We start from the raw sequence: 25198 nt of genomic DNA, 5'->3' as shown, positions 1-25198 counted from the left end.
GAGGCCGGTTACTGCTTGCCGATTTCCGTCAGCAACCGGGTGACGAGATAAAGGCGCGGCACGATCGAGTCGACCTCGATGTATTCGTCGCGTGCGTGATAGCCGAAGCCCGCGAGGCCGAAGCTCTCGACCACGGTGGCCTTGCCGGAGCGGCCCGCATAGCCCGCATCGGTGCCGCCGCCGGTCATGGGCGTGAGCGCGAGCTCGCGGTCGATCTCCTTGTAGATGGCCTGGGCCTTCTCGCCCAGCGCGCGGCCCTTCTCGCCCGCCACGAAAGCCGGGCGGCCCACTTCCACCTTGAGCGTGGTCTCGGTGTCGGGCACCAGCTTGCCGCTCGCGAGCTTCGCCTGCAGCGCGGCTTCGAGCTTCTTCTCGGCGCCGGGCTGCGTGATGCGGATGTCGCCGAGCGCCTGCGCCTTCTCGGTGATCTGGTTGATCGGGCCGGTGGCGCGCGCCACGGTCCAGTTGAGTGCCACGCCGGGGATGTCCTTGGCCACGTCGCGGGTCTGCAGCAGCTGGTACGACAGCTCGTACAGCGCGTTGCGGCCCAGCTCGGGTGCGGCGCCCGCATGCGATGCGCGGCCCTTCACGTCGAGCGTGGCCTGCGCGATGCCGGCCGCGCCCAGCAGCAGCGATTCGCCCTTGGCCACCGACTTGGCGGCGGTGGGCTCGAAGGACAGCACCGTGTCGTGCTGGTCGGCCATGGTTGCGATGAGCTCGCCCGAGCCCACCGAGCCCACTTCCTCGTCGGGGTTCATGAGCACCGTGAGCGTGTCGTAGTCGCGCCAGCCCGCATCGGCCAGGATCTTCAGCGAAGCCATCATGACCGCGAGCCCGCCCTTGTCGTCCGCGATGCCCGGCCCGTAGATGCGGTTGCCGTCGACCTTGTAGGGCTGGCTGTTCAGGATGCCGGCGGCGTACACCGTGTCCATGTGGCCCTGCAGCATGATCCTGCGCTTGCCCGTGCCCTTGAGGGTGCCGATGACGATGTCGGCGCCCGCGCCCGCCGTGGCCTTGCGCCGCTCCGTCTTGAAGCCCGCGGCCTTCAGGCGCGCTTCCACCACGTCGGCCATCTTGAGCAGGCCGTCGACGTTGAGGCTGCCCGATTCGATCAGCACCATTTCCTTGAGGTTGTCGATCACCGCGGGCTGCGCCTTTTCGGCGGCGGCGAGCAGCTTGGCATCGGGCGCGGCGTGCACGGCGGCGGCGGCGCCAAGGGCGAGGCTGCAGGCCAGCGACACGGACCGCAGGGCAAGGAAGGACGAGGGCAGGTTCATGATGGTTTCTTGTCGGAGTGATTGGCGGGCGCCAGCATAGCGACCCTCGCCAGCATTCGCGCGCAAATCGGCGACAGCAGGACGGCGCGGCGAAGCGTCAGGCCCCGCGGCCTCGCGTGGCTTTCTTCGTGGCGGCTGCGGGCTTGGATCTGGGCGGCACCTTCCCCACCGGCCCGGAAGCAGGCGCCTCGCGCGCCGACCGCATGTGCCCGCTCTCCGCCGTGGTCATGCCCACGATCTTCGCGAGCTGCCGGCTCACGCTCACATAGGCATGGCCGAGCCGGCTGTCGAAATACAGCGAGTCGCCGCGCGCAAGCTGCACCACTTCGCCGTTCTCGAAGTGCACCTCGATCTCGCCCGACAGCACATAGGCGAATTCCTCGCCCGCATGCCGCACGAAGTCTTCCGGCCCATGGATGCGCCGCGCATGCACCGTGCCCACGATGGGGCTCATCTGCTTGCCGGCCGCCGTGGTGCCGAGGAATTCGTAGGCGATCGAGAGGCCCCGGTACACCACGCCCTTGCCGGCGCGCGTGACGACCGGCCCGTCGAGCTGCGCGGGCTTGACGCCGGCGCCCGCGAACATGGCGTTCATGTCCATCTCGAGCGCGCGGCCGAGTGCGGTGAAGTTCTCGTAGCCCAGCGCGAGCTGGCCGCGCTCGGCGCGCGAGATGGTGGTGATCGACACGCCCGAGCGCTCGGCCAGCTGCGCCAGCGTCCAGCCGAAGCGCTTGCGCGCGGCGCGCAGCCGATGGCCGAAAGTGGTGCGGTCCAGCGTGGGCGCCTCGTCCTTCGGCCTTGTTCCCGGCTTGGTCCCTGTGTGTGGATTCACGCTTGGCTTTCTCTTGTGGTGCAGCGCAATTCTGCCAGCCCGGCGCCGCGCCATCCATGACAGCCCGCACGGCGCAGGCCTGGAATTTGCGTATGCGCAAATTGCGTTGACGCAAATTTCACCGATGCGGTGCACCATGGTTTCCCCTTGGTGCCTCCTATTTTATTTGCGTATCCGCAAATTTCTACCTACACTTTTCGCCGATGACTGCAAACTCCAAAGCGCCCACGGTGGCCGACTACCTTGTGATTGGCGGCGGCATTGCCGGGGCTTCGGTGGCCCACTGGCTCGCCCCGCATGCCCGCGTTATCCTGCTCGAACGCGAAGCCCAGCCGGGCTACCACTCCACCGGCCGCTCGGCCGCGCTCTTCATGGAAAGCTACGGCACCGCGCAGGTGCGCGCCCTCACCATGGCGAGCCGCGCCTTTCTCGAGCATCCGCCCGAAGGCTTTTCCGAGCACCCGCTGCTCACGCCGCGCGGCGCGATGATGGTCGCGAGCACCGAGCACCTGGCCGAGCTCGAGGCCCACTGGAACGTGCTGCGCGCCATGAACACCGGCGCCACGCGGCTTGGCAGCGAAGAAGCGCTGGCAATGGTGCCTGCGCTCAGGCCCGGGCAGGTGGCCGGCGCCGTCTACGAACCCGACGCCGCCGACATGGACGTGCACGCCATCCACCAGGGCTACCTGCGCGGCATGCGGCAGGCCGGCGGCAAGCTGGTGTGCGATGCCGGCGTGACGGCCATCGAACGCATCGGCGAGCGCTGGCGCGTGACGGCTGGCGGCAATGTCTACGAAGCACCGGTGCTGCTCAACGCCGCGGGCGCCTGGGTCGACACCATCGCGCGGATGGCCGGTGTGAAGCCCATCGGCATCGAGCCGCGCCGGCGCTCGGCCTTCGTCTTCGCGCCGCCCGAAGGCAGCAGCGTCGCGCACTGGCCCATGGTGTTCGGCGCCGACGAAGGCTGGTACATCAAGCCCGATGCCGGCATGCTGCTCGGCTCGCCGGCCAATGCCGACCTGGTCGAGCCGCAGGACGTGCAGCCCGAGGAGCTGGACATCGCCTTCGCGATCCACCGCATCGAGGAAGCGACCACGCTCGCCATCCGCCGGCCCGCGCGCACCTGGGCCGGCCTGCGCTCCTTCGTGGCCGACGGCGACCTGGTGGGCGGCTTCGATCCGGACGCGCCGGGCTTCTTCTGGGTTGCGGCGCAGGGCGGCTACGGCATCCAGACCTCGGCGGCCATGGGCGAGGCCTGCGCCGCGCTGGCGCGCGGACTGCCGCTGCCCGAACGCATCGCGGGCTTCGGCCTCACGGCCGAGATGCTCGGGCCGCAGCGGCTGCGCACGGCCGCAGCCGGCTGACAAGAACACTCCCACCACCACAGAGACAAACCCATGCGTGTCTTCAGCGCCTCCCTGGCCACCGAAACCAACACCTTCGGCCCGATGCCGACCGGCCTCGCCTCCTTCAAGGACCGCGGCTACTTCCCGGCCGGCCGGCATCCGGACGCGATGACGCTGTTCTCGGGCCCGCTGTGGGCCGCACGCATGCGCGGCGCCGACCGCGGCTGGGAGCTGTTCGAGGGCATGGTGGCCGGCGCGCAGCCCAGCGGCACCACCACGCGCCACGCCTACGAAACGCTGCGCGACGAGTTGCTGGCCGACCTGCGTGCGGTGCTGCCGGTCGACATGGTGCTGCTCGGCCTGCACGGCGCGATGGTGGCCGACGGCTACGACGACTGCGAAGGCGACCTGCTGGCGCGTGTGCGGCAGATCGTCGGGCCGGGCGTGGTGATCGGCGCCGAGCTCGATCCGCACAACCATCTCACGCCGCAGATGGTAGCCAACGCCGACCTGATGATCTCGTTCAAGGAATATCCGCACACCGACGTGCTCGAACGCGGCCTGGAGCTGGTGGACATCTGCGCCGCGATGGCCGAAGGCAAGGTGAAGCCGGTGGCCGCGGTGGTCGACTGCGACATGATCGTCACGGTGCACACCTCGCGCGAGCCGGCGCGCGGCTTCGTCGAGCGCATGCAGTCGCTCGAGGGCAAGGACGGCGTGCTGTCGATCTCGCTCACGCATGGCTTCTCGTGGGGCGACGTGCCCGAGATGGGCACCAAGGTGCTGGTCTACACCGACGGCGACCAGGCCAAGGCCGATGCGCTGGCCCGCCAGCTGGCCGACGAAGTCATCGCCATGCGCGAGGGCCTCGCGATCGACTACCCGGGCATCGACGCCTCGCTCGACCAGGCGCTGGCCTTCGACGGCGGCCCGGTGGTGCTGTCCGACGGCGCCGACAACCCCGGCGGCGGCGCGGCCAGCGACTCCACCTTCATCCTGCGCCGCATGGTCGAGCGCGGCATCACCAACGCGGCCATTGGCCCGATGTGGGATCCGATCGCGGTGCGCATTGCCTTCGATGCAGGCGTGGGCGCCAAGCTCGCGATGCGCATCGGCGGCAAGATCAGCCCGCTGTCGGGCGACCCGATCGACCTCGACTGCACCGTGAAGGCGCTCAAGCACGACCTGGTGATGACGGGCCTCGCGGGCACGCCCACGCTCATGGGCGACAGCGCGCTGGTCGAGGCCAACGGCATCGAGATCGTGCTGATCACGCTGCGCAACCAGGCCATGGGCACCGACCTGTTCACGCAGCTGGGCTGCGACCTTGCGGCCAAGAAGATCATCGTCGTGAAGTCGTCGCAGCACTTCTATGCCTCGTACTCGAAAGTCGCGAAGCACGTGATCTACGCCGGCGCTCCCGGTGCAGTGACGCTCGACCTCAACACCCTGCCCTACCGCAAGGCGCGCCTGCCCAAGTGGCCCATCGGCGTCGCCGCCTGACCTTTTCTTTCGCCCCCAACGGAGAACCGACGATGAAACGACGAACGCTTGCCGCCCTTGCCACCCTGGCGCTTTCCGCCGCGTGCCTGCCGGCCCTCGCCCAGACGCCGGCGCCCAAGACGCTCAAGGTGGTGGCGCATGCCGACCTGAAGATCCTCGACCCGACCTTCACCACCGCCTACATCTCGCGCAACTTCGGCTACATGGTCTACGACACGCTGTTCGCGCAGGATGCAAACGGCAAGCCGCAGCCGCAGATGGCCGAGAAGTACACCAGCTCCAAGGACGGCAAGCAGTGGAGCTTCACGCTGCGCCCGGGCCTGAAGTTCTCCGACGGCGCCGCCGTGACCTCGGCCGATGCCATTGCCTCGCTGCAGCGCTGGGCCGCGCGCGACAGCATCGGCCGCGCCATGGTGGCGGGCGGCGCCGAGTGGAAGGCGGTGGATGCGCGCACCTTCACGCTCACGCTCGCCGAGCCCTTCGGCCTGGTGCTCGAGGGCCTGGCCAAGCCCTCGAGCTTTCCGCCCGTGATCCTGCCCGAGCGGCTCGCGAAGATGCCCGCCACGGCGCCGCTGCCCGAGGTGATCGGCTCCGGCCCCTTCATCTTCAAGCGCGACGAATGGGTGCCGGGCAACAAGACCGTCTTCGTGCGCAACCCCAACTACCTGCCGCGCAGCGAACCGCCGAGCGGCCTGGCCGGCAGCAAGAAGACCAGCTTCGACCGCGTGGAATGGCTCTACCTGCCCGACGCCAACAGCGCCATCGCGGCGCTCAAGCGCGGCGAGGTCGACCTGGTGGAGCAGGTGCCACCCGACTACATCGCGCCGCTGCGCACCGACCCCGGCGTGAAGATCGGCTCGGGCGGCACCTACCAGGGCTTCCTGGTCATGAACCACCTGCTGCCGCCCTTCAACAACCCGAAGATCCGCCAGGCGCTGCTGCAGGCCGTGAGCCAGGAGCGCATCGTCGCGGCCATGGGCTATCCGCTGGACATGCGCATGGCCTACTGCCCGACCTTCTTCATCTGCGGCAGCCCCAACGAAACCCCCGCGGGCGCCGAGCCCTACCGCAAGGCCGACGTGGCCAAGGCCAAGAAGCTGCTCGCGGACGCGGGCTACAAGGGCGAGAAGGTCACCATCCTGGTGCCGAGCGACGTCACCTACCTCAATGCCGAGGCGCTGATGGCCGCACAGACCATGCGCAGCATCGGCATGAACGTCGATGCGCAGACCATGGACTGGGCCTCCATCGGCGCGCGCCGCGCCAAGCGCGACGCGCCGGAAGCGGGCGGCTGGAACATGTACGTCACCGTGGCCGGCGAGTTCGACGTCAACTCCCCCATCACCAACGCCTACCTGAGCGCGGCCTGCGGCAACACGCTGCCCGGCTGGCCCTGCGACAAGACGCTCGATGACCTGCGCAACGCCTGGCTGAAGGAAACCGTGCCGGCCAAGCGGCGCGAGATCCTCGACGCCTTCCAGGCCCGTGCCTATGAAACGGTGCCCTACATCAACGCAGGCCAGTACACGGCCGCGTTTGCCGCCCGCGCCAGCCTCAAGGGCACCGACAAGCTCTGGGCCGGCATGCCGACGGTCTGGATGCTCGACAAGTAAGCGGCACCACACGGCAGCACCATGGGCTACATCCTCAGGCGATTTCTCTCGACGCTGCCGGTGATGGCAGTGGTGGCGGTGGTGGTGTTCCTGCTGATCCACCTGTCGCCGGGCGACCCGGCGGCGCTGATCGCGGGCGACCTGGCCTCCGTCGAAGATATCGAGAAGCTGCGCGCCGCGCTGGGACTGAACCTGCCGCTGTGGCAGCAGTTCGCGATCTGGCTCGGCAAGCTCTTCACGGGCGACCTCGGCACCTCGATCTTCACGCAGGTGCCGGTGGCGCAGCTGCTCGCGCAGCGGCTGGAGCCCACGGTGTCGATCGCGGTGCTGACCATGGCGCTCACGCTGGTGCTGGCGGTGCCGCTGGGCACGCTCGCGGCCTACCGCGCGGGCAGCTGGATCGACCGGCTCGTGATGCTGTTCGCGGTGCTCGCGTTCTCGGTGCCGGTGTTCCTGGTGGGCTACCTGCTGATCTACGCTTTTGCGATCCAGCTGCCGTGGTTTCCGGTGCAAGGCTACGTGCGCTTTTCCGACAGCCCTGGGCAGTGGCTGCGCGGCCTGGTGCTGCCCTGCGTGAACCTCGCGCTGGTGTACATCGCGCTCGTCACACGCATGACGCGCGCCACCGTGCTCGAGGTGCTGCATGAAGACTACATCCGCACCGCGCGCGCCAAGGGCCTGGGCGTGCTGCCGGTGCTGGGCCATGCGCTGCGCAACGCGGCCATTCCCATCGCCACCACGGTGGGCGTGGGCATCGCCCTGTTGATCGGCGGCGTGGTGGTGACGGAGACGGTGTTCGCCATTCCGGGCGTGGGCCGCCTCGTGATCGATTCGGTGCAGCGCCACGACTACCCGGTGATCCAGAGCGTGCTGCTGCTGTCGGCCGGCGTGTACGTGCTGATCAACCTGCTGATCGACCTGAGCTACCGCTTGTTCGATCCGCGCATCACGTACTAGATGTCCTCATGTCCACCGTACTTCCGATGAGTGAACTTCCACCACCCGTTGCCACCGCCGCGCCCGTGGCCATGGCCGACGAAGCGCCCTTCGTGCCGCCGCGCTGGCGCTGGGTGCGCAAGCATCCGACGCTGATCGTCGGCGGGCTGCTGCTGGTGGCAGTGGCCGCCGTCTCCATCGGCGCGCCCTGGATCGCCACCTTCGATCCGCAGGACATCGATCCGCTCGCGCGCATGCAGCCGCCCTCGGCCGAGCACCTGTTCGGCACCGATGCGCTCGGCCGCGACGTGTTCAGCCGCGCCGTGTGGGGCGGGCAGGTGTCGATGATCGTCGGCGCCTCGGTTGCGCTGCTCGCCACCTTCTTCGGCGTATTGATCGGCCTTTTCGCGGGCTTCGTGCGCTGGGCCGACGGGCCGGTGATGCGCGTGATGGACGGGCTCATGGCCATTCCCGGCATCCTGCTGGCCATTGCGCTCATGGCGGTGACGCGCGCCAGCCTCACGACGGTGATCGTCGCCATCACGGTGCCGGAGATCCCGCGCGTGGTGCGGCTGGTGCGCTCGCTCGCGCTCACCCTGCGCGAGCAGCTGTATGTCGAGGCCGCGCATGCGGTCGGTACGCGCTTGCCGGTGATCCTGCTGCGCCACGTGCTGCCCAACATGGTGGCGCCCTTGATCGTGCAGTCGACCTTCGTGGCCGCCGCCGCGGTGCTGACCGAAGCGGCGCTTTCCTTCCTTGGCGTGGGCGTGCCGGCGCAGACGCCGAGCTGGGGCAACATGATGGCCGAGGGCCGCAACTTCGTGGCGGTGGCGTTCCACATCATCCTGTACCCGGGCCTGCTGCTGGCGGCCACGGTGCTGGCAATCAACCTGCTGGGCGACGGCCTGCGCGATGCGCTCGACCCGCGCCTGGCGCGGCAGCTGTGAGGCCCGCCATGGCACCCATGTCCCATCTTGCGCTCGCGCCCGGCGAGCCCCTGCTCGAAGTCGACAACCTGCGCACCCATTTCCATACGATGGCCGGCGTGGTGCGCTCGGTCGACGGCGTTTCATACACCGTGCGCGCGGGCCGCACGCTCGGCGTGGTCGGCGAGTCGGGCTGCGGCAAGAGCGTGACCGCGCTCTCGATCCTGCGGCTGGTGCCCACGCCGCCCGGCCGCCACATGGGCGCGGTGCGCCTGCGCGGCACCGACCTGATGCGGCTCAGCGAACGCGAGATGCGGCAGATCCGCGGCAACCGCATCTCGATGATCTTCCAGGAGCCGATGACCTCGCTGAACCCGGTGCTCACCGTGGGCCGGCAGATCGCCGAGACGGTGCAGCTGCACCAGAAGGCCAGCCGCGCCGACGCGCTGCAGCGCGCGGTGGAAATGCTGCGCGTGGTGCAGATCCCCGAGCCCGAGCGGCGCGTGAAGGAGTATCCGCACCAGCTCTCTGGCGGCATGCGCCAGCGCGTGATGATCGCGCTGGCCCTGGCCTGCAACCCCGAGGTGCTGATTGCCGACGAGCCCACCACCGCGCTCGACGTGACGATCCAGGCGCAGATCCTCGACCTCATCAAGCGGCTGCAGAAGGAACTGGGCATGGGCGTGGTGATGATCACGCACGACCTCGGCGTGGTGGCCGAGAGCTGCGACCGCGTGGTCGTGATGTATGCCGGCAAGAAGGTCGAAGAGGCCGACGTAGTCGACCTGTTCGACCGGCCGCTGCACCCCTACACGCGCGCGCTGATGGCCTCGATGCCGTCGATGAACACCGCGAGCACGCGGCTGGCCGAGATCCCGGGGCTGGTGCCGGCCGCGCACGAACTGGGCCGCGGCTGCGCCTTTGCGGCGCGCTGCAGCCAGGCGCGCGAGCGCTGCCGCGCGGAGACGCCGCACCTCACACTGCAGGGCGGCGACCACGTGGTGGCCTGCTTCGCCGTCGAAGAACAATGGGCCGATGCCGCCGAGGTGAGCGCATGACGACGACAACCACAGCCCCGCTGCTCCAGGTGCGCAACCTGCGCAAGCACTACCTCTCGCCCAAGCGCTGGCTGCGGCCGGCCAGGCCCGCGATCCAGGCGGTCGACGGCGTCTCGTTCTCGGTGGCGCGCGGCGAAACGCTGTCGCTGGTCGGCGAATCGGGCTGCGGCAAGACGACCACCGCCAAGTCGGTGATGCGGCTGGTGGAGCCGACCTCGGGCTCGGTGGAGCTCGAAGGCGAGGAATTGCTGACGCTCTCCGCCAACGAGATGCGGCTGCGCCGGCGCCAGCTGCAGATCATCTTCCAGGACCCGTATGCCTCGCTCAATCCGCGCCTCACGGCCGGCGACATCGTGGCCGAGCCGATGCGCAACTTCAGCAGCTTCGGCACGGGCACGGCGGCCGAGCGGCGCGAACGCGTGCAGTGGCTGTTCTCGCGCGTGGGCCTCAGGCCCGAGGCGGCGAAGAAGTTTCCGCACGAGTTCTCGGGCGGCCAGCGGCAGCGTCTGGGCATTGCGCGCGCGCTGGCGCTCAACCCCAAGCTGATCGTCTGCGACGAGCCGGTGTCCGCGCTCGACGTGTCGGTGCAGGCGCAGGTGGTGAACCTGCTGATGGACCTGCAGGCCGAGTTCGGCATCGCCTACCTGTTCGTCGCGCACGATCTCGCGGTGGTGCGCCACATCAGCCACCGCGTGGCCGTGATGTACCTCGGCCACATCGTCGAGATCGCGGACCGGAACACGCTGTTTTCCGCGCCGCGGCATCCCTACACCGAGATCCTTCTTTCGGCCGTGCCCGTGCCCAATCCGCGCACACCGGCGTGCCGCATGCTGCTGCAGGGCGACCCGCCGAGTCCCGCCAACCCGCCGTCGGGCTGCCGCTTCCACACGCGCTGCCCGATGGCACAGGCGGTGTGCAAGGAACAGGTGCCCGAGTTGACGGAACGACCCTCGTCTTCCAATGGCGGGCATTGGGTGGCTTGCCACTTTCGCTGAGGTGGAGGTGTGGATGCCGCTTGTTCAGGGCGTTGCTCCCGCCGACGGGGTACCTTGCTCCGCGAATGTCCTCCGGCCTGCGGCCTCCCCCTTGATTTCGCTGCGCAAGGCACCCCATCAGCGGGTGCGTTGGACAGAGCAGTCGTCGATCAGCGGTACACCCAGAGCGTGCCCAGGTGCACAGGGCATCGGGTGCTCCCCGCAGCGAAATCAAGGAGGAGGCCGCAGGCCGGGGGACATTCGCGGAGGGGAGTACCCGGTGGCCTGTGCACGCGCCCCGAACAAGAGCGCCCCAAACAAACGTCCTTGAAAACATGAAAGGCCTCGCATGAGCACACTCAAAAACCACTACGACCTGCTGATCCGCGGCGGCACCGTGATCGACGGCACCAAGGCGCCGCGCTTCGAGGCCGACGTAGGCATTGCCCGCGGCCGCATCGCCGCCATCGGCAATCTTGCAGGCCACACCGCCGACCGGACGCTCGACGCCACCGGCCGCATTGTCGCGCCCGGCTTCATCGACTCGCACACGCACGACGACCAGGCCGTGCTGTCGCAGGCGCAGATGCCGTTCAAGGTGTCGCAGGGCGTGACCACCGTGATCGCGGGCAACTGCGGCATCAGCGCCGCGCCGCTGCGCGAAGACATGGAGCTGCCGATGCCGCTGAGCCTGCTCGAGTCGCCGGCCGCGGGACGCTTCACGAGCTTCGCGGCCTACCTCGATGCGCTGCGCGCCACGCCATCGTCCGTGAACGTGGCCGCGATGGTGGGGCACTCGACCCTGCGCGCCGTGGTCATGTCCGACCTCGACCGACCCGCCAACGACAGCGAGATTGCCGCCATGCAGGCCCTGGTCGAGGAAGCGATGCAGGCCGGCGCCATCGGCCTGTCGACCGGCACCTTCTACCCACCGGCCGTCAAGGCGACGACCGAGGAGATCATCGAGGTCGCCCGCCCGCTCAGCGCGCGCAAGGCGCTCTACGTGACGCACATGCGCGACGAGGCCGACCGCGTGATGGAGTCGCTCGAAGAAACCTTCCACATCGGCCGCGCGCTCGGCATTCCCGTGGTGGTGTCGCACCACAAGGTGCAGAACGCGCAGAACTTCGGCAAGAGCAAGGTCACGCTGCCCTTCATCAAGGAAGCGATGCGCCACCAGTGCATCGGGCTCGACTGCTATCCCTACACGGCAGGCTCCACCATGATCCGCACCGACCGCGGCATGATGGACGGCCGCGTGCTGATTGCATCGAGCGTGCCGCACCCCGAATGCGCCGGGCGCGACCTGAAGGACATCGCGGTCGAATGGGGCGTGTCCGGCGAAGAGGCGGCCAAGCGGCTTTCGCCGGGCAGCGCGATCTATTTCATGATGGACGAGGACGACGTGCAGCGCATCCTCGCCTTCGAGGACACCATGATCGGCTCCGACGGCATTCCGCTCGGCGAGAAGCCGCATCCGCGGCTATGGGGCACCTTCCCGCGCGTGCTGGGCCACTACAGCCGCGACGTCGGCCTGTTTCCGCTGGAGACGGCGGTGTGGAAGATGACCGGGCTCACCGCGCGCAACTTCGGGCTGCACGAGCGCGGCGCGCTGAAGCCGGGCCACCATGCGGACGTGGTGATCTTCGATGCCCAGGCGGTGCGCGACACGGCCAGCTACGCGTCGCCGACCTTGCCGGCCGAAGGCATCGATGCGGTGATCGTGAACGGCGCCGTCACCTGGCAGCACGGCGCGCACAGCGGCGCGCGCAACGGGCAGGTGATCACGCGGCGCGACGCGAAGGCCTGACGGGGATCAGTCGGGGGCGTTCATCACGCGGTCGAACTCCTCGTCGGCCGGAACGTTGTCGGCGTCGAGCTCGCTCGCATCGGTGAGATCGATGCCGGTTTCCTCCGACAGGTCGTCGGAGATTTCGCTGTCGGTCTCCTCGAAGTCGTCGGCTGGCGTGTTGTCGTCGTCTTCGTCGGACGACGAGGCGGAACGCGCGGTGGCGTCGACGTGAATCATGATCGGCTCCTCAGGCTGAATACGGAACGAACCCCTATAGTGCGCCTGTTTCGGCCATTCCGGTTCACCTCAGGCGCGGCGTCGGTGTCGGAAAGTTTCGCTGCACCGGCGCCGGCGGCCTGGCCGCCCTGCTCTCAGTCCTTGTGGACGTGGCCATGTTCCCCGTGGCCTTCGTCCTGGCCATGGTCGCCGTGGCCGTGCTCGCCGTGCGCGAGCCGGCTCACCAGCGTGACCAGCGCGATGCCCACCACCAGCCACACGATCTGCGCCGCGGTCTGCCGCGCGGGCAGCCGCTTCTGCAGCTGGGGAATCAGGTCGGCCAGCGCCACGTAGACGAAGCTGCTGCTGGCCAGCACCAGGAAGTACGGCAGCCAGCCGTGCAGCTGGTCGACCAGCCACCATCCCACGATGCCGCCGAGCATGGTCATGGTGCCGGCCAGCGACACCTTGACGAGCGCCGCGCGCTGGTTGGCCGAGCTCTGGCGCAGCACGACCAGGTCGCCGATGTGGTGCGGCACCTCGTGCGCCAGCACGGCCACGGCCGCCACCAGGCCGAGGCGTATGTCCGCGATGAAGGCCGACGCAATCAGGATGCCGTCGCCGAAGCAGTGCACGCTGTCGCCGGTGAGCACGGCCCAGCCGCCGCCGGTGCGGGGCGCGTGGGCATGCGCATGGCCGTGGTGGTGGCCGTGGTCGTGGCCATGGCCGTGATCGCCGTGATCGCCGTGATCGCCGTGATGGTGCTCGTGCCCGTGGTGCCAGAGCTCGGCCTTGTCGAGCAGGAAGAAGAACACCAGGCCGAACAGCAGCACGCCGAACAGCAGCGCGGGCTCGATGCGGCTTTCGAAGGCTTCGGGCAACAGGTGCATGAACGCGGTGGCCAGCAGCGCGCCTGCGGCCAGGCTCAGCAGGTGCTGCGAATTCACGCCGCCCGAACCGTTGCGAACGCCCACGCGCAAGAGCAATGCGGCCAGCCACACGCTTCCGATGCCGGCCACCAGGGTCGCCGCGATGATCACTATCAAATTCATAGCTGCTTGCGCAATGTCGATGGGCATCGATGCCCGATACCGTTCATAAAAAGAGAAAAGGCCGTCACGGGGACGGCCTTCGGCGGAGGGTGGCTGCTGGCTGCCCGTCAGGCGACGCCATTGGCTTTGAACCAGGCCGTGGCGCGCTGCCATCCGTCTTCGGCCGCGCTCTTCACGTAGCTCGGGCGGTAGTCGGCATGGAACGCGTGGCCTGCTTCGGGATACACGACGAAGCTCGAAGCCTTGGCCGCCGGGGTTCCGGTGGCGAGGGCGGCTTTCATCTTATCAACCGTGTCAAGGGGGATGCCCTGGTCCTTGCCGCCGTAGAGGCCGAGCACCGGCGCCTGCAGGCTGGCCGCGACGTCGATCGGATGCCTGGGCGTGAGTTGGCTCGGCTGGCCGACCAGCCGGCCGTACCAGGCCACGCCGGCCTTGACCTTGCCGGTGGCCGCGTAGAGCCACACGAAGCGCCCGCCCCAGCAGAAGCCGGTGATGCCCGCCTTGGCCACGTTGCCGCCGTTGGCCGCGGCGTACGCGAGCGCGCCGTCGAGGTCGGCCAGCACCTGCGCATCGGGCACCTTGCTCACGATGTCTGCCTGCAGCTTGGGAATGTCGGTGTAGCTCTTGGCATCGCCCTGGCGCGCATAGAGCTCGGGCGCAATGGCCAGGTAGCCGAGCTGGGCGAAGCGGCGGCAGGTGTCGGCGATGTATTCGTGCACGCCGAAGATCTCCTGCACCACCAGGATCACGGGCAGGCCGGTCTTGCCGGCCGGCGCGGCCGTATAGGCCGGCACCTCGAAGCCATTGACGGTGTACTTGACGGGGCCGGCCTTCAGGCCTTCGGCCGAGGTGCTGATGGCAGTCTGCGCCACGACCGGCATGACCGCAGCCGCGTAGCCCACGCCAATGGCGGCCTTGAGCGCGGTGCGCCGCGTGGCGCCCTGCTCGGTGCTCTGGCCGGGGCGAAGCGAATCGAAATCGGAACGGCTGTCGTCGCGAAGGGACATGGGTAGGGCTCCAGTTGAATCGTCGGACAAGGACGGCATGCACGAAAAACGCACGCCGCAATGTAGGCGAAATCAGCCAGCCCCGTCTGCCGGCAGGGTTGCTTGCTAGTCGCGGTAGGCGCGGCGCGCCAGTGCGGCGGCCAGCACCTGTGCCGGGTCGACCAGGCTCAGCCCGGCCACGGCGGCCGAGCCCTGCAGCCCGAGCGGAACCTCGGTGCAGCCCATGATGATGGTGACCGGCCCGTGGCGCTCTGCGAGCCGCAGCGCCACCTGAGAAAAACAGGCCTCGGCGAGCTGCATGTTGCCGGCCTTGACGCCGTCGAAGATGCCGCGCGTGATGATGCGGCGCTCCTCGGCCAGCGGCACATGGCAGTCGAGCCCCGCCTCGGCCAGCGCCTGTTCGTAGAGCCGCACGCGGTAGGTGCCTTCGGTGGCCATCAGCGCCACGCTGCCCGTGCCCTGCGCGGCCAGATGCAGCGCCACCTCGCGTGCCATGTGCAGCAACTCGACCTGCGGAAAGCGTTCCTGCAGCCGGGCATGCCAGGCATGCGCGGTGTTGCAGGCAATGGCCACCGCCTGGCTGCCCAGCGCGGCAAGCCGCCCGAGCGCCTGCAGCATCGGCTCGAGCGGCTGGTGCGCGCCGTTCTCGGCCGAGCCCAGCGCATCGGTGCGGTCGGGCACCGGCACCTGCGCGAGCCAGTGCTCCGGAAAGGACTGGTCCCGCACCGGCTCCCCGCGCGCGCGCATCTGCTGCGCGCAGGCCTGCACGAACAGCCGGACGAAATCGGCTCCCGCCGCAGGGCCCATGCCGCCCAGGATGCCGACTACGTTCGTGGAAGCCATGGTCCGGTCCGTCCGTGGGTCAGGTCGCTGGCTTGTCGGAAGGCGCCTTGATGTTGTCCTTGAGCTGCTGGCTCATGGGCAGGTTCAGCGGCACGTTCTTCGGCGGGATCGGCGACATGAACCACTTGTTGTAGAGCTTCTCGAACTCGCCGCTCTTCATCATGCCGATGAAGGTGTCGTCCACCAGCTTCTTGAAGGCCGGGTCGTCCTTGGGCAGCATGCAGGCATAGGGCTCGACCTGCAGCGGCTCGCCCACCACCTCGTAGTCGGCCGGGTTCTTGGCGTTGGCGATCAGGCCGAACAGCAGGATGTCGTCCATTGCAAACGCCACGGCGCGGTCGCTTTCCACGAGCAGGAAGGCATCGGCGTGGTCCTTGCCGAGCACGATGTCCATGTCGAGGTTCTTCTCGGTGTTGTACTTGCGCATGACCAGCGCATTGGTGGTGCCGGTGGTGCTGGCCACCGTCTTCTTGGCGAGGTCGGCGTAGTCCTTGATCTTCGAGGACTTCTTCACCAGCAGGCGCGTGCCGGTGTAGAAATGGTTCACGGCAAAGGCCACGTCCTTGCCGCGCGCGCTGTTGTTGGTGGTGGAGCCGCACTCCAGGTCGACGGTGCCGTTGGTGATGAGCGGAATGCGGTTCTGCGAGGTCACCGGCATCAGCTGCACCTGCAGGCTGGGCTTGTTGAGCTTCTTCTTCACCGCCTCGACCACGGCGTTGGAGAGTTCGACCGAGAATCCGATCGGCTTGTTGGGGCCGTCCAGGTAGCTGAAGGGCACCGACGACTCGCGGTAGGCGAGCGTGATCTTGCCGGACTCGGCGATCTTGGCCAGCGTGTCGGCGGCCTGGACGCCCGTGGCGGTAAGCAGCACCACGGCAGCGGCAGCCATCAATGCGGAGAGTTTCATGCGAGCCTTCTTCAGGTTGGTTGAACAGAACAGCCAGTGTAAGAAGGAGTGACACATCGCGACAATTCCAAATGAACCCTAGGCCATACCCAAAGGTTATGGGTTAAGGCAGGCGGACGGACGGGGCATGCGCTTTGGCTATGGGCCACCGCGCTTTTGGCATTTCCGGCCGGCGCGGCGCGCACCTACAGTCGATGCCGTCCCCTCTTCACTCCCTCTTCGGAAAGCTGCCTCCATGCATGTGTGTGTGCTCGGTGCCGGCATCGTGGGCCTGGCCACCGCCTGGCAGCTCGAACGCCGGGGCCACCAGGTCACGGTCGTCGACCGCGCCGCCCCCGGTGCGGGCGCCAGCGGCGGCAACGGCGCGCAGCTCAGCTACTCGTACGTGCAGCCGCTGGCCGATCCATCGATCTGGAAGCAGCTGCCCAAGCTGCTGCTCTCGCCCACGTCGCCGCTCAAGCTGCGGCCCCAGCTCGACCCGCTCCAGTGGCGCTGGGGCCTGGCCTTCCTGGCAGCCTGCAATGCGCAGACCTCCCGCGGCACCACCGCCCAACTGCTCGCGCTGGCCGCGCTCAGCCGCACCGGCTTCGAGGAAATGCAGGCCGACGTGGCACCCGACTGCGACTTTTCCGCCACCGGCAAGCTGGTGCTGTACGCCAGCGCAGCCTCGCTCGACGGCGCACGCGCGCAGCTCGAACTGCAGCGCGCCATGGGCAGCGAGCAGCGCATCGTCTCGCCCGACGAATGCGCCGCCATCGAACCCGCGCTCGCGGACTACCGCGGCCAGATGGCGGGCGCCGTCTACACGCCGAGCGAATGCGCGGCCGACTGCCTCAAGGTCTGCGCCGAACTGCAGCGGGTGCTCGGCGCGCGCGGCGTGCGCTTTTTGCTCGGCACCGACGTGCATGGCTCCGCGCGCAGCAACGGCCGGGTGGCGGCGGTGCAGACGAGCGCCGGCGACATCGAGGCCGATGCCTTCGTGATGGCGCTGGGCTCGGCGTCACACAGGCTCGGGCGCGCGCTGGGCGCCTACCTGCCGGTGTATCCGCTCAAGGGCTACAGCATCACGGTGGAGGTCGACCCCTCGCCCGGCGCCGCGCCCACGGTGAACGTGACCGACAGCGCCCGCAAGGTGGTGTTCGCGCGCATCGGCTCGCGGCTGCGCGTGGCGGGCATGGCGGAACTGGTGGGGCACGACGCGAGCATCCCGGCCACGCGCATCGAGACGCTGGCTGCCGCCACGCGCGCCGTGTTCCCGCATGCAAGCCGGCTCGAGGAGCTGCATCCGTGGACCGGCATGCGGCCGGCCACGCCCAAGGGGCTGCCGATCATCGGGCGGCTGGCGAGCGCGCCCGCGAACATGCTGTTCAACACGGGGCATGGCGCACTGGGCTTCACGCTGGCTTTCGGCTCGGCACAGCGGATTGCCGAGGCGCTGGAGCCCGCGGCTTCCTGAGTTGCCGCGCCAGCGGTGTCAGACGGCCTGCTCGATCGCCTCGCGCATGCAGCGCGTGATGCCGCGCACTGCCACCGAATCGGGCTTGCCCGCAAAGCGCAGGGCGCGCACCGGCACCGGAATGTGCGGCTCCAGCGCCAGCACGTCGACCTTGGCGGCGTCCGCCGAGCGGGCCGTGCAGCCGTCGACCAGCGCCACGCCGAGGCCGTGGTGCGCCATCGACAGGGCGGCGTGGTAAGTCTGCACCGTGACCACCGCCTGCTGGAAGCCGACGCCCGCCTGGCGGCAGGCCTGGCTCAGGCTGGTGCCCACCGGATCGCGGCTGTCGAGCCCGATGACCGGCCGGTCGACCAAGTCGTGCAGCGCCACCGAGCCGTTGCGCACCAGCGCGCGCGGCAGCATGCCCTTGGGCGCGATGCACACCATGCGCGTGTCGGCCAAGGTTTCCTGCGTGAGCGAGGGATGCACCGCGGGGCTGAAGACAAAACCCACGTCGGCCTCCTGCAGCAACAGCGCCGACATGATCTGCGGCGAGTGCAGCGATTCCACCGTGATCGCATAGCCCGGGTGCTTCTCGCGGAAGGCCTTGAGCGCGCGCGGCAGCACCTCGTAGCTCAGCGCCAGCACGCTCAGGATGCGCAGCTCGCCGGTGTCGCTGCCCGCGCGCAGGTTGGCCGCGAGGCGCTGCACCTCGTCGAGCTGCGCAAACAGCCGCTCGATGTGCGGATACAGCGTGAGCGCCTCGGTGGTCGGTGTGAGCCGGCCCTTGGCGCGCTGGAACAGCGGAAAGCCCAGCTGCAGTTCGGCATGCTGCAAGGTGCGGCTCACCGCCGGCTGCGTGATGTTGATGAGCCGCGCCGCCGCGCTCACGCTGCCCGTGAGCATGATCGCGTTGAAAACTTCGATGTGGCGCAGGCGCATGGCCGGCTCAGTTGCCTGCGATCTTGCTGCGGGAGAGGTCCATCACCATGCGGGTCGCAAGATAGAGCCTCGGCTCGATGGAGTCGACCAGCACGTACTCGGCATCGGCCGAATGCGCGCCGAAGCCCTGCAGGCCGAAGCGCTCCACCACCGGCGCCTTGGTCTTGAGCGCGGCAAAGGCGGCATCGGTGCCGCCGCCGGCCACCTTGTCGTCGGCGCCCAGCGGCCGGCCGAGCTCGTCCTTGTAGATCTGCTGCGCGTGCTTGGCAAGCGCGAGCGAGGCATCGGTGGCTTCGAGCGGCGGACGGCGGCGCTCGAACTTCATCGCGACCTTGGCCTCCGGGATCAGCTGCTTCTTCACGCGCTCCTGCACCTGCTGCTCAATGCGGTCGTAGTCGCTCACCTTGAGCACGCGCACATCGGCGCCCGCGGTGGCGCTGGCCGGAATCACGTTGCGGTTGCTGCCCGAACGCGAGATGGTCCAGTTCATCTTGAGCCCGGTGGCCGGGTCGGACAGGTCGCGCATCTGCAGGATCTGGTGCGACAGCTCGTAGAGCGCATTCACGCCCAGCTCCGGCGCCGAGCCTGCATGCGAGGCCTTGCCCGTGACGTTGAGCGAAACCGAGGCAATGCCCGCGGTGGCCAGCGAGAGCTTGTCTTCCTTGACCGATGCGCCCTCGAACGACAGCACCGCGTCGTGCTCGCTGCCCAGCCGCGTGATGAGCGCGCGCGAACCGGGCGAGCTGATTTCCTCGTCGCCGTTGATGAGCACCGTGAGCGTGCCGTAGTCCTTGAACTTCAGCGCCTGCAGCATCGCGACCGTGTGCGTGATGACGGCCACGCCCTGCTTGTCGTCGGCAATGCCCAGGCCATAGGCCTTGTCGCCTTCGACGCGGAACGGCTGCTTGTCGAGCATGCCCACGGTGTAGACCGTGTCCATGTGCGCGATGAGCATGATCTTCTTCTTGCCCGTGCCCTTGAAGGTGGCGCGCACCGCCCGGCCGATCTTCTCGGGCGTGTCTTCCATGCGGTAGGCCTCGGCGCTGGTGTCGACGAGCTCGACCTCGCCGCCCATGGCCTTGAACTTTGCGGCGATGAGGTCGGAGATCTTCTCCAGGCCTTCGAGGTCGCGGCTGCCCGATTCGATCGAGACCAGCTCCTTCAGCGTCTCGAGCAGCGCGAGCTTTTCCTTGGCGGCCAGCGAGGCGATGCGGGCATCGGGGGCGGCAAACGCGGTGCCCAGGCAGGCGGCGCAAACGGCGGCGAGCAGGAATTTGCGGGGCTGGAATGTCATGTGCGTGCTTCTTCTTTCTTTCGTCGGTTGATCAGTGCGCCTTGTCCCAGTTGGGACCGATGCCGATCTCGGCCAGCAGCGGCACCTTGAGTTCGGCCACGCCGGCCATCAGGCGCGGGATTTCGGTGCGCACCCATTCGATCTCTGCCTCGGGCACCTCGAACACCAGTTCGTCGTGCACCTGCATGATCATGCGGGTGGCGCGCTTCTCTTCGTCAAGCACGTTCTGTACCTTGATCATGCTGAGCTTGATGAGGTCGGCCGCCGTGCCCTGCATCGGCGCGTTGATGGCCGCGCGCTCGGCGCCGCCGCGGCGCGGGCCGTTGGGCGAATTGATCTCGGGCAGGTAGAGGCGCCGGCCGAACACGGTCTCGACATAGCCCTTTTCCTTGGCCAGCGCCTTGGTCTCGTCCATGTACGCCTTCACGCCCGGATAGCGCGCAAAGTAGCGGTCGATGTAGGAGGCCGCGGCCTTGGTCTCGATGCCCAGGTTGCGCGCCAGGCCGAAGCTGCTCATGCCGTAGATGAGCCCGAAGTTGATCACCTTGGCATAGCGGCGCTGCTCGCTCGACACCTGGTCGGGCGTGGCGCCGAACACCTCCGCCGCGGTGGCGCGGTGCACGTCGATGCCCTCCCTGAAGGCGCGCAGCAGCGACTCGTCGCCGCTGATGTGGGCCATGATGCGCAGCTCGATCTGCGAGTAGTCGGCGCTCGCGATCACGCTGCCGGCCGGTGCAATGAAGGCCTCGCGCACGCGGCGGCCTTCGGGCGTGCGGATCGGGATGTTCTGCAGGTTGGGGTCGTTGCTCGACAGCCGCCCCGTCACCGCCACCGCCTGCGCATAGTGCGTGTGGACGCGGCCGGTGCGCGGGTTGGCGAGCTGGCCGAGCTTGTCGGTGTAGGTGCCCTTGAGCTTGGACAGGCCGCGGTGCTCGAGGATCTTGGCCGGCAGCGGATAGTCCTCGGCCAGTTTCTCGAGCACTTCCTCGTCGGTGCTCGGCGCGCCGCTCGGCGTCTTCTTGACCACCGGCAGGCCCAGCTTGGTGAAGAAGATCTCGCCGATCTGCTTGGGCGAACCCAGGTTGAAGGGCTGGCCCGCGATCTCGTAGGCCTCCTGCTCGAGCGCCATGATGCGCGTGCCGAGCTCGTGGCTCTGCGCGGCCAGCGTGGGCGCATCGATCAGCACGCCGTTGCGCTCGACGCGGTAGAGCGCCTCGCTCGAATCCATCTCGAGCTGGTAGATGAAGCGCAGCTTCTCGTCGCGCTCGATCTGCGGCCACAGCGCCAGGTGGACGTCGAGCGTCTGGTCGCTGTCCTCGCACGAATATTCGGCGGCCTTGGCGATGTCGACCTGGCTGAACGGGATCTGGTGCGCGCCCTTGCCGCACAGGTCTTCGTACGAGATGCCGCTGCGGCCCAGGTGGCGCTCGGCCAGGCTCGCAAGCCCGTGCGGACGGTGCGCCTCGAGCACGTAGCTCTGCAGCATGGTGTCGTGCGCATAGCCCTGCACCTCGATGCTGTGGTTGGCGAACACATGGCGGTCGTACTTGATGTGCTGGCCGAGTTTTTTCTTCGCGGGGTTTTCGAGCCAGGGCTTGAGCCTGGCGAGCACCTCGTCGATGGGCAGCTGCGCGGGTGCATCGGGGTAGTTGTGCGCCAGTGGAATGTAGGCCGCCTCGCCGGGCTCGACGCTGAAGCTCACGCCCACGATCTGCGCGACCATTTCATCGAGCGACGTGGTCTCGGTGTCGATGGCGGCCAGGTCCGCGGCTTCCAGCTTTGCGAGCCAGGCGTCGAACTGGGCCCAAGTCGTGATCGTCTCGTACTTCAGGTTGCTCGCGGGCGCAGCGGCCTCCAGCGCGCCGAGTTCGGCCGATTCGTCGAACAGGCCGCCCTGGTCGGCGCTCGCAGCGGCGCCGCGGGCCATCTGCTTCTTGATGTTCTCCTCGATCAGCTCGGGCGGCACTTCCAGCGCCTCGATCGACTTGACCAGGCTCTTGAAGCCGAACCGCTCGTAGAAAGGCTTGAGCTCGGCGGTCTGCGGCGCGCCCACCGGCAGGCCTTCGAGCGAAGGCAGGCCGGCGACGTGCGCGGCCAGGTCGCAATCGGTGCGGATGGTGACGAGCTGGCGGCTCAGCGGGAGCTTGTCCAAGGCCTTGCGCAGGTTTTCACCCGCCTGGCCCTTGACCTCCGCGGCGCGCTCGATCAGTGCATCGAGCGAACCGTACTCGAGCAGCCATTTGGCGGCTGTCTTGGGGCCGACCTTCTCGACGCCGGGCACGTTGTCGACCGCATCGCCGACCAGCGTCTGGTAGTCGATCATCAGGTTGGGCGGCACGCCGAACTCCGACGTGACGCCCGCCACGTCGCGCTTCTTGCCGTTCATCGTGTCGATGATGGTGATGTGCTCGTCCACCAGCTGGCTCAGGTCCTTGTCGCCGCTCGAAACGATCACCTCGACGCCCTGCTGCGCCGCGGTCTTGGCGAGCGTGCCGATCACGTCGTCGGCCTCGATGTCGGGCACGCACAGCACCGGCCAGCCCATCAGCTTGACCACCTCGTGGATGGGGTCGATCTGGCTGCGCAGGTCGTCGGGCATGGGGGAGCGGTTGGCCTTGTATTCGGGATACAGGTCGTCGCGGAAGGTCTTGCCGGGCGCATCGAAGATGCAGGCCGCATAGTCGGCGCGCACCTCGCGGCGCAGCGCCGTCATCATGTTGATCATTCCGCGGATGGCGCCGGTCGCCGGGCTCTTCGGATCGCCGGGCACGGCCCGCAGGTCGGGCATGGCATGGAAGGCGCGGTAGAGATAGCTCGAGCCATCGACGAGCAGCAGCGTTTTCTTGTCGGTCATCGGGCCATTTTGCCGTGCCCGGACCGGCATCCCGAACCACGCCTGCAAGCGCCGCCCGCCGACACGCCGAAAGCGCCCCCGCGCCTACAATCCCTCCATGCCTAGCCCCACACTCCTGGTCGCCCGCCGCATCCTGCTGGCGCTGGCCTTTGCCGTCCCCGTTGCCGCCGTCCAGGCGCAGCCCGCGCCCGCCGCAACGCCTGCGCCGGCCGAGCCGCTACAAAATCAGGAGCAGGCCGAGGGCCGCCGCAACCAGAAGGTCGAGCACATCCACACGGAAGACAGCGGCGCCTCGGTCGACGAAGTGCGCTACGGCGGCCGCACGCAGAGCATCAACGTGAAGCCCAAGGCCAACGTGCCGGGCTACGAGGTGCGGCCCAACGATCCAGGCGCGCGTGCGGGTTCCGGCGATGCCAACTCGAACGGCAACGGCGCCCGGGTCTGGAACGTGATGAAGTTCTGACCGTGCCGCGCCTTCCAACTGCAGCAAGACGCTGAGCACCGCCATGGCAGTTTTTACCGAAGTCGAGTTCGGCGAGGCGGACGCGCTCGTGCAGCGCCTGGGCCTCGGCCCGCTGCGCGAGCTGCGCGGCATCGAGGGCGGCATCGAGAACACCAACTACTTCGCGACCGCCGAAAGCGGCGAGTTCGTGCTGACGCTGTTCGAGCGCCTCGGCGCCGAGCAGCTTCCCTACTACCTTGGCCTCATGAAGCACCTGGCGGGCCGCGGCCTGCCGGTGCCCGAGCCGGTGGCCGATCCGGCCATCCAGCCGCCCTCGGGCCATGCGCTGACGATTCCCGCGAACGCCCCGTGCGAACTGCTGCTCAAGGTGGCGGGCAAGCCGGCCGCACTGGTGCAGCGGCTCTCGGGCCGCAGCGAGCTCGCGCCGGGCACGGCCCATTGCGCCGAGCTGGGCGCCCTGCTCGCGCGCATGCACCTGGCCGCGCGCGACTTTCCGCGCATCCAGCCGAACCTGCGCGGCCTCGCATGGTGGAACGACACCGTGCCGGTGGTGCTGCCCTACGTGGACGAATCGCAGGCGGCGCTGCTGAGCGCCGAACTCGCGTATCAAAACCACATCGCCGAATCGTCGGCCTACGCGGCGCTGCCGCGCGGCCCGGTGCATGCCGACATGTTCCGCGACAACGTGATGTTCGCCACCGGTGAAGACGCCGGCGCGGCGCCGCGCCTCACCGGCGTGTTCGACTTCTATTTCGCGGGCACCGACACCTGGCTGTTCGACCTGGCCGTGTGCCTGAACGACTGGGCCATCGATCTTTCAACGGGCCGGCACGACGCCGAACGCGCCGATGCGCTGCTCGCGGCCTATGAAAGCGTGCGCCCGCTGAATGCGTCCGAGCGCGCCCTGCTGCCCGCCATGCTGCGCGCCGCGGCGCTGCGCTTCTGGATTTCGCGGCTGTGGGACTTTCACCTGCCGCGCGAAGCCAGCATGCTCAAGCCGCACGACCCGGCGCACTTCGAGCGCGTGCTGCGCGAGCGCGCCACCCATCCGCATGCCATGGCGCAGTCGCTCGAGCCGCTGCCCGCCTGAGCCTTCAAGAATGAAACTCCACATCGTGCCGGCGCGAACCGGCGCCGAATGGGTCCGCCTCGGGCTCAAGACCTTCTGGCGGCAGCCGCTCGCCTTCATCTCGCTGTTCTTCCTGCTGATGGCGCTGATCTCGACGGTGTCGCTGCTGCCGCTGGTGGGCAGCGTGCTGGCGCCGATCCTGCTGCCCTTCATGACGCTGGGCCTGATGGTGGCCACTTCAATTGCCTACACCGACAACGCCGAGGGTGCCGGCACCGCCGGCCATGCGCAGCGGCCCACCGGCTCGGCCATGTTCGTGGCGGTGGCGGCCGCCATGCGCACCGAGTGGCGCTCGCTGGTCAAGCTCGGCGTGATCTCGGCGGCGTATTTCGTGGTGGCGGTGCTGCTCACGAGCTTCATCGACGGCGGGCAGCTGGCACGCGCCTACCTGCTCGACGACATGCCCTCGGCCGAGACCATCGCGAGCAGCGACTTCCAGGTCGCGCGCATGTTCCTCATGTGCCTGAACCTGCCGCTCTCGCTGGCGATGTGGCACGCCCCGGCGCTCGTGCACTGGCACGGCGTGGAACCGGTCAAGAGCATCTTCTTCAGCGTGGTGGCGCTGTTCCGCAACTTCGGCGCCTACGCGCTCTTCGTGCTGGCGTGGTTCGGCGTGTTCCTGCTCGCGGGCATCGGAATGGGGCTCATCGCCACCGTGCTGATCGGCGTGGGCGCGGCGGCCGGCGGCGCGGCGCTCATCGGCAACGTGCTGATCGTGGGATCGGCGCTGGTGCTCGCGGCGATGTCGCTGAGCTCCACCTGGTTCACCTTCCGCGACAGCTTCGATCCGAGCTGATCC

At 68.5% G+C, this 25198-nt stretch carries 22 protein-coding genes; 12 read left to right on the top strand and 10 right to left on the bottom strand.

The genetic code is table 11. The annotated features are described in order from the left end of the window. Positions 1 to 8: 8 nt before the first annotated feature. Together AC1DSC_RS01575 and AC1DSC_RS01570 are read right to left on the bottom strand one after the other, a co-directional pair. Positions 9 to 1277, bottom strand: coding sequence for a glutamate carboxypeptidase (locus tag AC1DSC_RS01575; RefSeq protein ID WP_062362501.1), 1269 nt, complete (start codon positions 1275 to 1277; stop codon positions 9 to 11). A gap of 97 nt (positions 1278 to 1374) precedes the next feature. Beyond that, positions 1375 to 2109: a helix-turn-helix domain-containing protein gene (locus AC1DSC_RS01570; protein ID WP_062362503.1), complete on the bottom strand. Its 735-nt coding sequence runs from the start codon at positions 2107 to 2109 to the stop codon at positions 1375 to 1377. Between the two features lie 203 nt (positions 2110 to 2312). Here AC1DSC_RS01570 and AC1DSC_RS01565 point away from each other — a divergent pair, with 203 nt between their 5' ends. From AC1DSC_RS01565 to AC1DSC_RS01530, 8 genes are all read left to right on the top strand, one after another. Continuing rightward, on the top strand, positions 2313 to 3473 hold the full coding sequence (locus AC1DSC_RS01565; RefSeq protein WP_062362505.1) for an NAD(P)/FAD-dependent oxidoreductase: 1161 nt from the start codon (positions 2313 to 2315) through the stop codon (positions 3471 to 3473). 33 nt (positions 3474 to 3506) lie between these two features. Then, positions 3507 to 4958 carry a M81 family metallopeptidase gene (locus tag AC1DSC_RS01560; protein WP_062362506.1) on the top strand — a complete coding sequence of 484 codons (1452 nt, stop codon included), beginning with the start codon at positions 3507 to 3509 and terminating at the stop codon, positions 4956 to 4958. Between the two features lie 32 nt (positions 4959 to 4990). Next, a complete protein-coding gene (locus AC1DSC_RS01555; RefSeq protein ID WP_062362509.1) occupies positions 4991 to 6571 on the top strand; it encodes an ABC transporter substrate-binding protein in 1581 nt (526 codons plus the stop codon). 21 nt (positions 6572 to 6592) lie between these two features. Continuing rightward, on the top strand, positions 6593 to 7528 hold the full coding sequence (locus AC1DSC_RS01550) for an ABC transporter permease (RefSeq protein ID WP_012746698.1): 936 nt from the start codon (positions 6593 to 6595) through the stop codon (positions 7526 to 7528). 26 nt (positions 7529 to 7554) lie between these two features. Then, complete coding sequence (locus tag AC1DSC_RS01545; RefSeq protein WP_062362512.1) at positions 7555 to 8454, top strand: ABC transporter permease; 900 nt, start codon at positions 7555 to 7557, stop codon at positions 8452 to 8454. Between the two features lie 8 nt (positions 8455 to 8462). Then, complete coding sequence (locus AC1DSC_RS01540; RefSeq protein WP_062362515.1) at positions 8463 to 9491, top strand: ABC transporter ATP-binding protein; 1029 nt, start codon at positions 8463 to 8465, stop codon at positions 9489 to 9491. After that, positions 9488 to 10486, top strand: a complete 999-nt coding sequence (locus tag AC1DSC_RS01535; protein WP_062362518.1) for an ABC transporter ATP-binding protein — start codon at positions 9488 to 9490, stop codon at positions 10484 to 10486. The genes AC1DSC_RS01540 and AC1DSC_RS01535 overlap by 4 nt, the downstream gene beginning before the upstream one ends. 328 nt (positions 10487 to 10814) lie before the next feature. After that, positions 10815 to 12275 carry an N-acyl-D-amino-acid deacylase family protein gene (locus AC1DSC_RS01530; protein ID WP_062362522.1) on the top strand — a complete coding sequence of 487 codons (1461 nt, stop codon included), beginning with the start codon at positions 10815 to 10817 and terminating at the stop codon, positions 12273 to 12275. A gap of 6 nt (positions 12276 to 12281) precedes the next feature. Here the strand turns inward: AC1DSC_RS01530 and AC1DSC_RS01525 are convergent, their stop codons facing one another. The 5 genes from AC1DSC_RS01525 to AC1DSC_RS01505 form a co-directional block, all read right to left on the bottom strand. Further along, positions 12282 to 12494 carry a hypothetical protein gene (locus tag AC1DSC_RS01525; protein ID WP_012746693.1) on the bottom strand — a complete coding sequence of 71 codons (213 nt, stop codon included), beginning with the start codon at positions 12492 to 12494 and terminating at the stop codon, positions 12282 to 12284. Positions 12495 to 12628: 134 nt separating this feature from the next. Continuing rightward, entirely contained in the window at positions 12629 to 13525 is an 897-nt protein-coding gene (locus AC1DSC_RS01520; RefSeq protein WP_062362525.1) for a ZIP family metal transporter, read from the bottom strand. A 107-nt stretch (positions 13526 to 13632) separates the two neighbouring features. Continuing rightward, on the bottom strand, positions 13633 to 14532 hold the full coding sequence (locus tag AC1DSC_RS01515) for a dienelactone hydrolase family protein (RefSeq protein WP_062362528.1): 900 nt from the start codon (positions 14530 to 14532) through the stop codon (positions 13633 to 13635). A 105-nt stretch (positions 14533 to 14637) separates the two neighbouring features. Then, positions 14638 to 15375, bottom strand: coding sequence for an aspartate/glutamate racemase family protein (locus tag AC1DSC_RS01510; protein ID WP_062362530.1), 738 nt, complete (start codon positions 15373 to 15375; stop codon positions 14638 to 14640). Between the two features lie 19 nt (positions 15376 to 15394). Further along, on the bottom strand, positions 15395 to 16282 hold the full coding sequence (locus AC1DSC_RS01505; RefSeq protein ID WP_012746689.1) for a transporter substrate-binding domain-containing protein: 888 nt from the start codon (positions 16280 to 16282) through the stop codon (positions 15395 to 15397). 235 nt (positions 16283 to 16517) lie between these two features. On the opposite strand from AC1DSC_RS01505, the gene AC1DSC_RS01500 reads away from it, so the two are divergent. Continuing rightward, complete coding sequence (locus tag AC1DSC_RS01500; protein WP_478131769.1) at positions 16518 to 17738, top strand: D-amino acid dehydrogenase; 1221 nt, start codon at positions 16518 to 16520, stop codon at positions 17736 to 17738. Positions 17739 to 17756: 18 nt separating this feature from the next. On the opposite strand, the gene AC1DSC_RS01495 is transcribed toward AC1DSC_RS01500, so the two are convergent. From AC1DSC_RS01495 to polA, 3 genes are read right to left on the bottom strand one after another with little or no spacing between them, the layout of a single operon-like run. After that, positions 17757 to 18659 carry a LysR family transcriptional regulator gene (locus AC1DSC_RS01495; protein WP_012746687.1) on the bottom strand — a complete coding sequence of 301 codons (903 nt, stop codon included), beginning with the start codon at positions 18657 to 18659 and terminating at the stop codon, positions 17757 to 17759. A gap of 7 nt (positions 18660 to 18666) precedes the next feature. Further along, positions 18667 to 19953, bottom strand: a complete 1287-nt coding sequence (locus tag AC1DSC_RS01490; protein WP_062362536.1) for a M20/M25/M40 family metallo-hydrolase — start codon at positions 19951 to 19953, stop codon at positions 18667 to 18669. 31 nt (positions 19954 to 19984) lie between these two features. Beyond that, positions 19985 to 22807, bottom strand: a complete 2823-nt coding sequence (polA, locus tag AC1DSC_RS01485) for a DNA polymerase I (protein WP_062362538.1) — start codon at positions 22805 to 22807, stop codon at positions 19985 to 19987. A gap of 97 nt (positions 22808 to 22904) precedes the next feature. On the opposite strand from polA, the gene AC1DSC_RS01480 reads away from it, so the two are divergent. The 3 genes from AC1DSC_RS01480 to AC1DSC_RS01470 are packed head-to-tail and all read left to right on the top strand — an operon-like array spanning position 22905 to position 25195. Continuing rightward, complete coding sequence (locus tag AC1DSC_RS01480) at positions 22905 to 23270, top strand: hypothetical protein (RefSeq protein ID WP_062362541.1); 366 nt, start codon at positions 22905 to 22907, stop codon at positions 23268 to 23270. A 43-nt stretch (positions 23271 to 23313) separates the two neighbouring features. Then, positions 23314 to 24360, top strand: coding sequence for a homoserine kinase (locus AC1DSC_RS01475; protein WP_062362545.1), 1047 nt, complete (start codon positions 23314 to 23316; stop codon positions 24358 to 24360). A 10-nt stretch (positions 24361 to 24370) separates the two neighbouring features. Next, positions 24371 to 25195: a BPSS1780 family membrane protein gene (locus AC1DSC_RS01470; RefSeq protein ID WP_018903138.1), complete on the top strand. Its 825-nt coding sequence runs from the start codon at positions 24371 to 24373 to the stop codon at positions 25193 to 25195. The last annotated feature ends 3 nt before the right edge of the window (positions 25196 to 25198 follow it).

The organism is Variovorax sp. 01N425, from assembly GCF_056399465.1.
Note: the sequence above shows the minus strand (reverse complement) of the source record. Positions and strands in the feature narration are given on the sequence as shown.

Excerpts from the sequence above, each read along its gene's own strand:
- AC1DSC_RS01555 (WP_062362509.1), top strand. The coding sequence starts at position 4,991 with ATGAAACGACGAACGCTTGCCGCCCTTGCCACCCTGGCGCTTTCCGCC.
- AC1DSC_RS01545 (WP_062362512.1), top strand. The coding sequence starts at position 7,555 with ATGAGTGAACTTCCACCACCCGTTGCCACCGCCGCGCCCGTGGCCATG.
- AC1DSC_RS01520 (WP_062362525.1), bottom strand. The coding sequence starts at position 13,525 with ATGAATTTGATAGTGATCATCGCGGCGACCCTGGTGGCCGGCATCGGA.
- AC1DSC_RS01560 (WP_062362506.1), top strand. The coding sequence starts at position 3,507 with ATGCGTGTCTTCAGCGCCTCCCTGGCCACCGAAACCAACACCTTCGGC.
- AC1DSC_RS01470 (WP_018903138.1), top strand. The coding sequence starts at position 24,371 with ATGAAACTCCACATCGTGCCGGCGCGAACCGGCGCCGAATGGGTCCGC.
- AC1DSC_RS01565 (WP_062362505.1), top strand. The coding sequence starts at position 2,313 with ATGACTGCAAACTCCAAAGCGCCCACGGTGGCCGACTACCTTGTGATT.
- polA (WP_062362538.1), bottom strand. The coding sequence starts at position 22,807 with ATGACCGACAAGAAAACGCTGCTGCTCGTCGATGGCTCGAGCTATCTC.
- AC1DSC_RS01475 (WP_062362545.1), top strand. The coding sequence starts at position 23,314 with ATGGCAGTTTTTACCGAAGTCGAGTTCGGCGAGGCGGACGCGCTCGTG.
- AC1DSC_RS01515 (WP_062362528.1), bottom strand. The coding sequence starts at position 14,532 with ATGTCCCTTCGCGACGACAGCCGTTCCGATTTCGATTCGCTTCGCCCC.
- AC1DSC_RS01510 (WP_062362530.1), bottom strand. The coding sequence starts at position 15,375 with ATGGCTTCCACGAACGTAGTCGGCATCCTGGGCGGCATGGGCCCTGCG.
- AC1DSC_RS01500 (WP_478131769.1), top strand. The coding sequence starts at position 16,518 with ATGCATGTGTGTGTGCTCGGTGCCGGCATCGTGGGCCTGGCCACCGCC.
- AC1DSC_RS01490 (WP_062362536.1), bottom strand. The coding sequence starts at position 19,953 with ATGACATTCCAGCCCCGCAAATTCCTGCTCGCCGCCGTTTGCGCCGCC.
- AC1DSC_RS01505 (WP_012746689.1), bottom strand. The coding sequence starts at position 16,282 with ATGAAACTCTCCGCATTGATGGCTGCCGCTGCCGTGGTGCTGCTTACC.
- AC1DSC_RS01535 (WP_062362518.1), top strand. The coding sequence starts at position 9,488 with ATGACGACGACAACCACAGCCCCGCTGCTCCAGGTGCGCAACCTGCGC.
- AC1DSC_RS01575 (WP_062362501.1), bottom strand. The coding sequence starts at position 1,277 with ATGAACCTGCCCTCGTCCTTCCTTGCCCTGCGGTCCGTGTCGCTGGCC.
- AC1DSC_RS01525 (WP_012746693.1), bottom strand. The coding sequence starts at position 12,494 with ATGATTCACGTCGACGCCACCGCGCGTTCCGCCTCGTCGTCCGACGAA.
- AC1DSC_RS01530 (WP_062362522.1), top strand. The coding sequence starts at position 10,815 with ATGAGCACACTCAAAAACCACTACGACCTGCTGATCCGCGGCGGCACC.
- AC1DSC_RS01540 (WP_062362515.1), top strand. The coding sequence starts at position 8,463 with ATGGCACCCATGTCCCATCTTGCGCTCGCGCCCGGCGAGCCCCTGCTC.
- AC1DSC_RS01550 (WP_012746698.1), top strand. The coding sequence starts at position 6,593 with ATGGGCTACATCCTCAGGCGATTTCTCTCGACGCTGCCGGTGATGGCA.
- AC1DSC_RS01480 (WP_062362541.1), top strand. The coding sequence starts at position 22,905 with ATGCCTAGCCCCACACTCCTGGTCGCCCGCCGCATCCTGCTGGCGCTG.
- AC1DSC_RS01495 (WP_012746687.1), bottom strand. The coding sequence starts at position 18,659 with ATGCGCCTGCGCCACATCGAAGTTTTCAACGCGATCATGCTCACGGGC.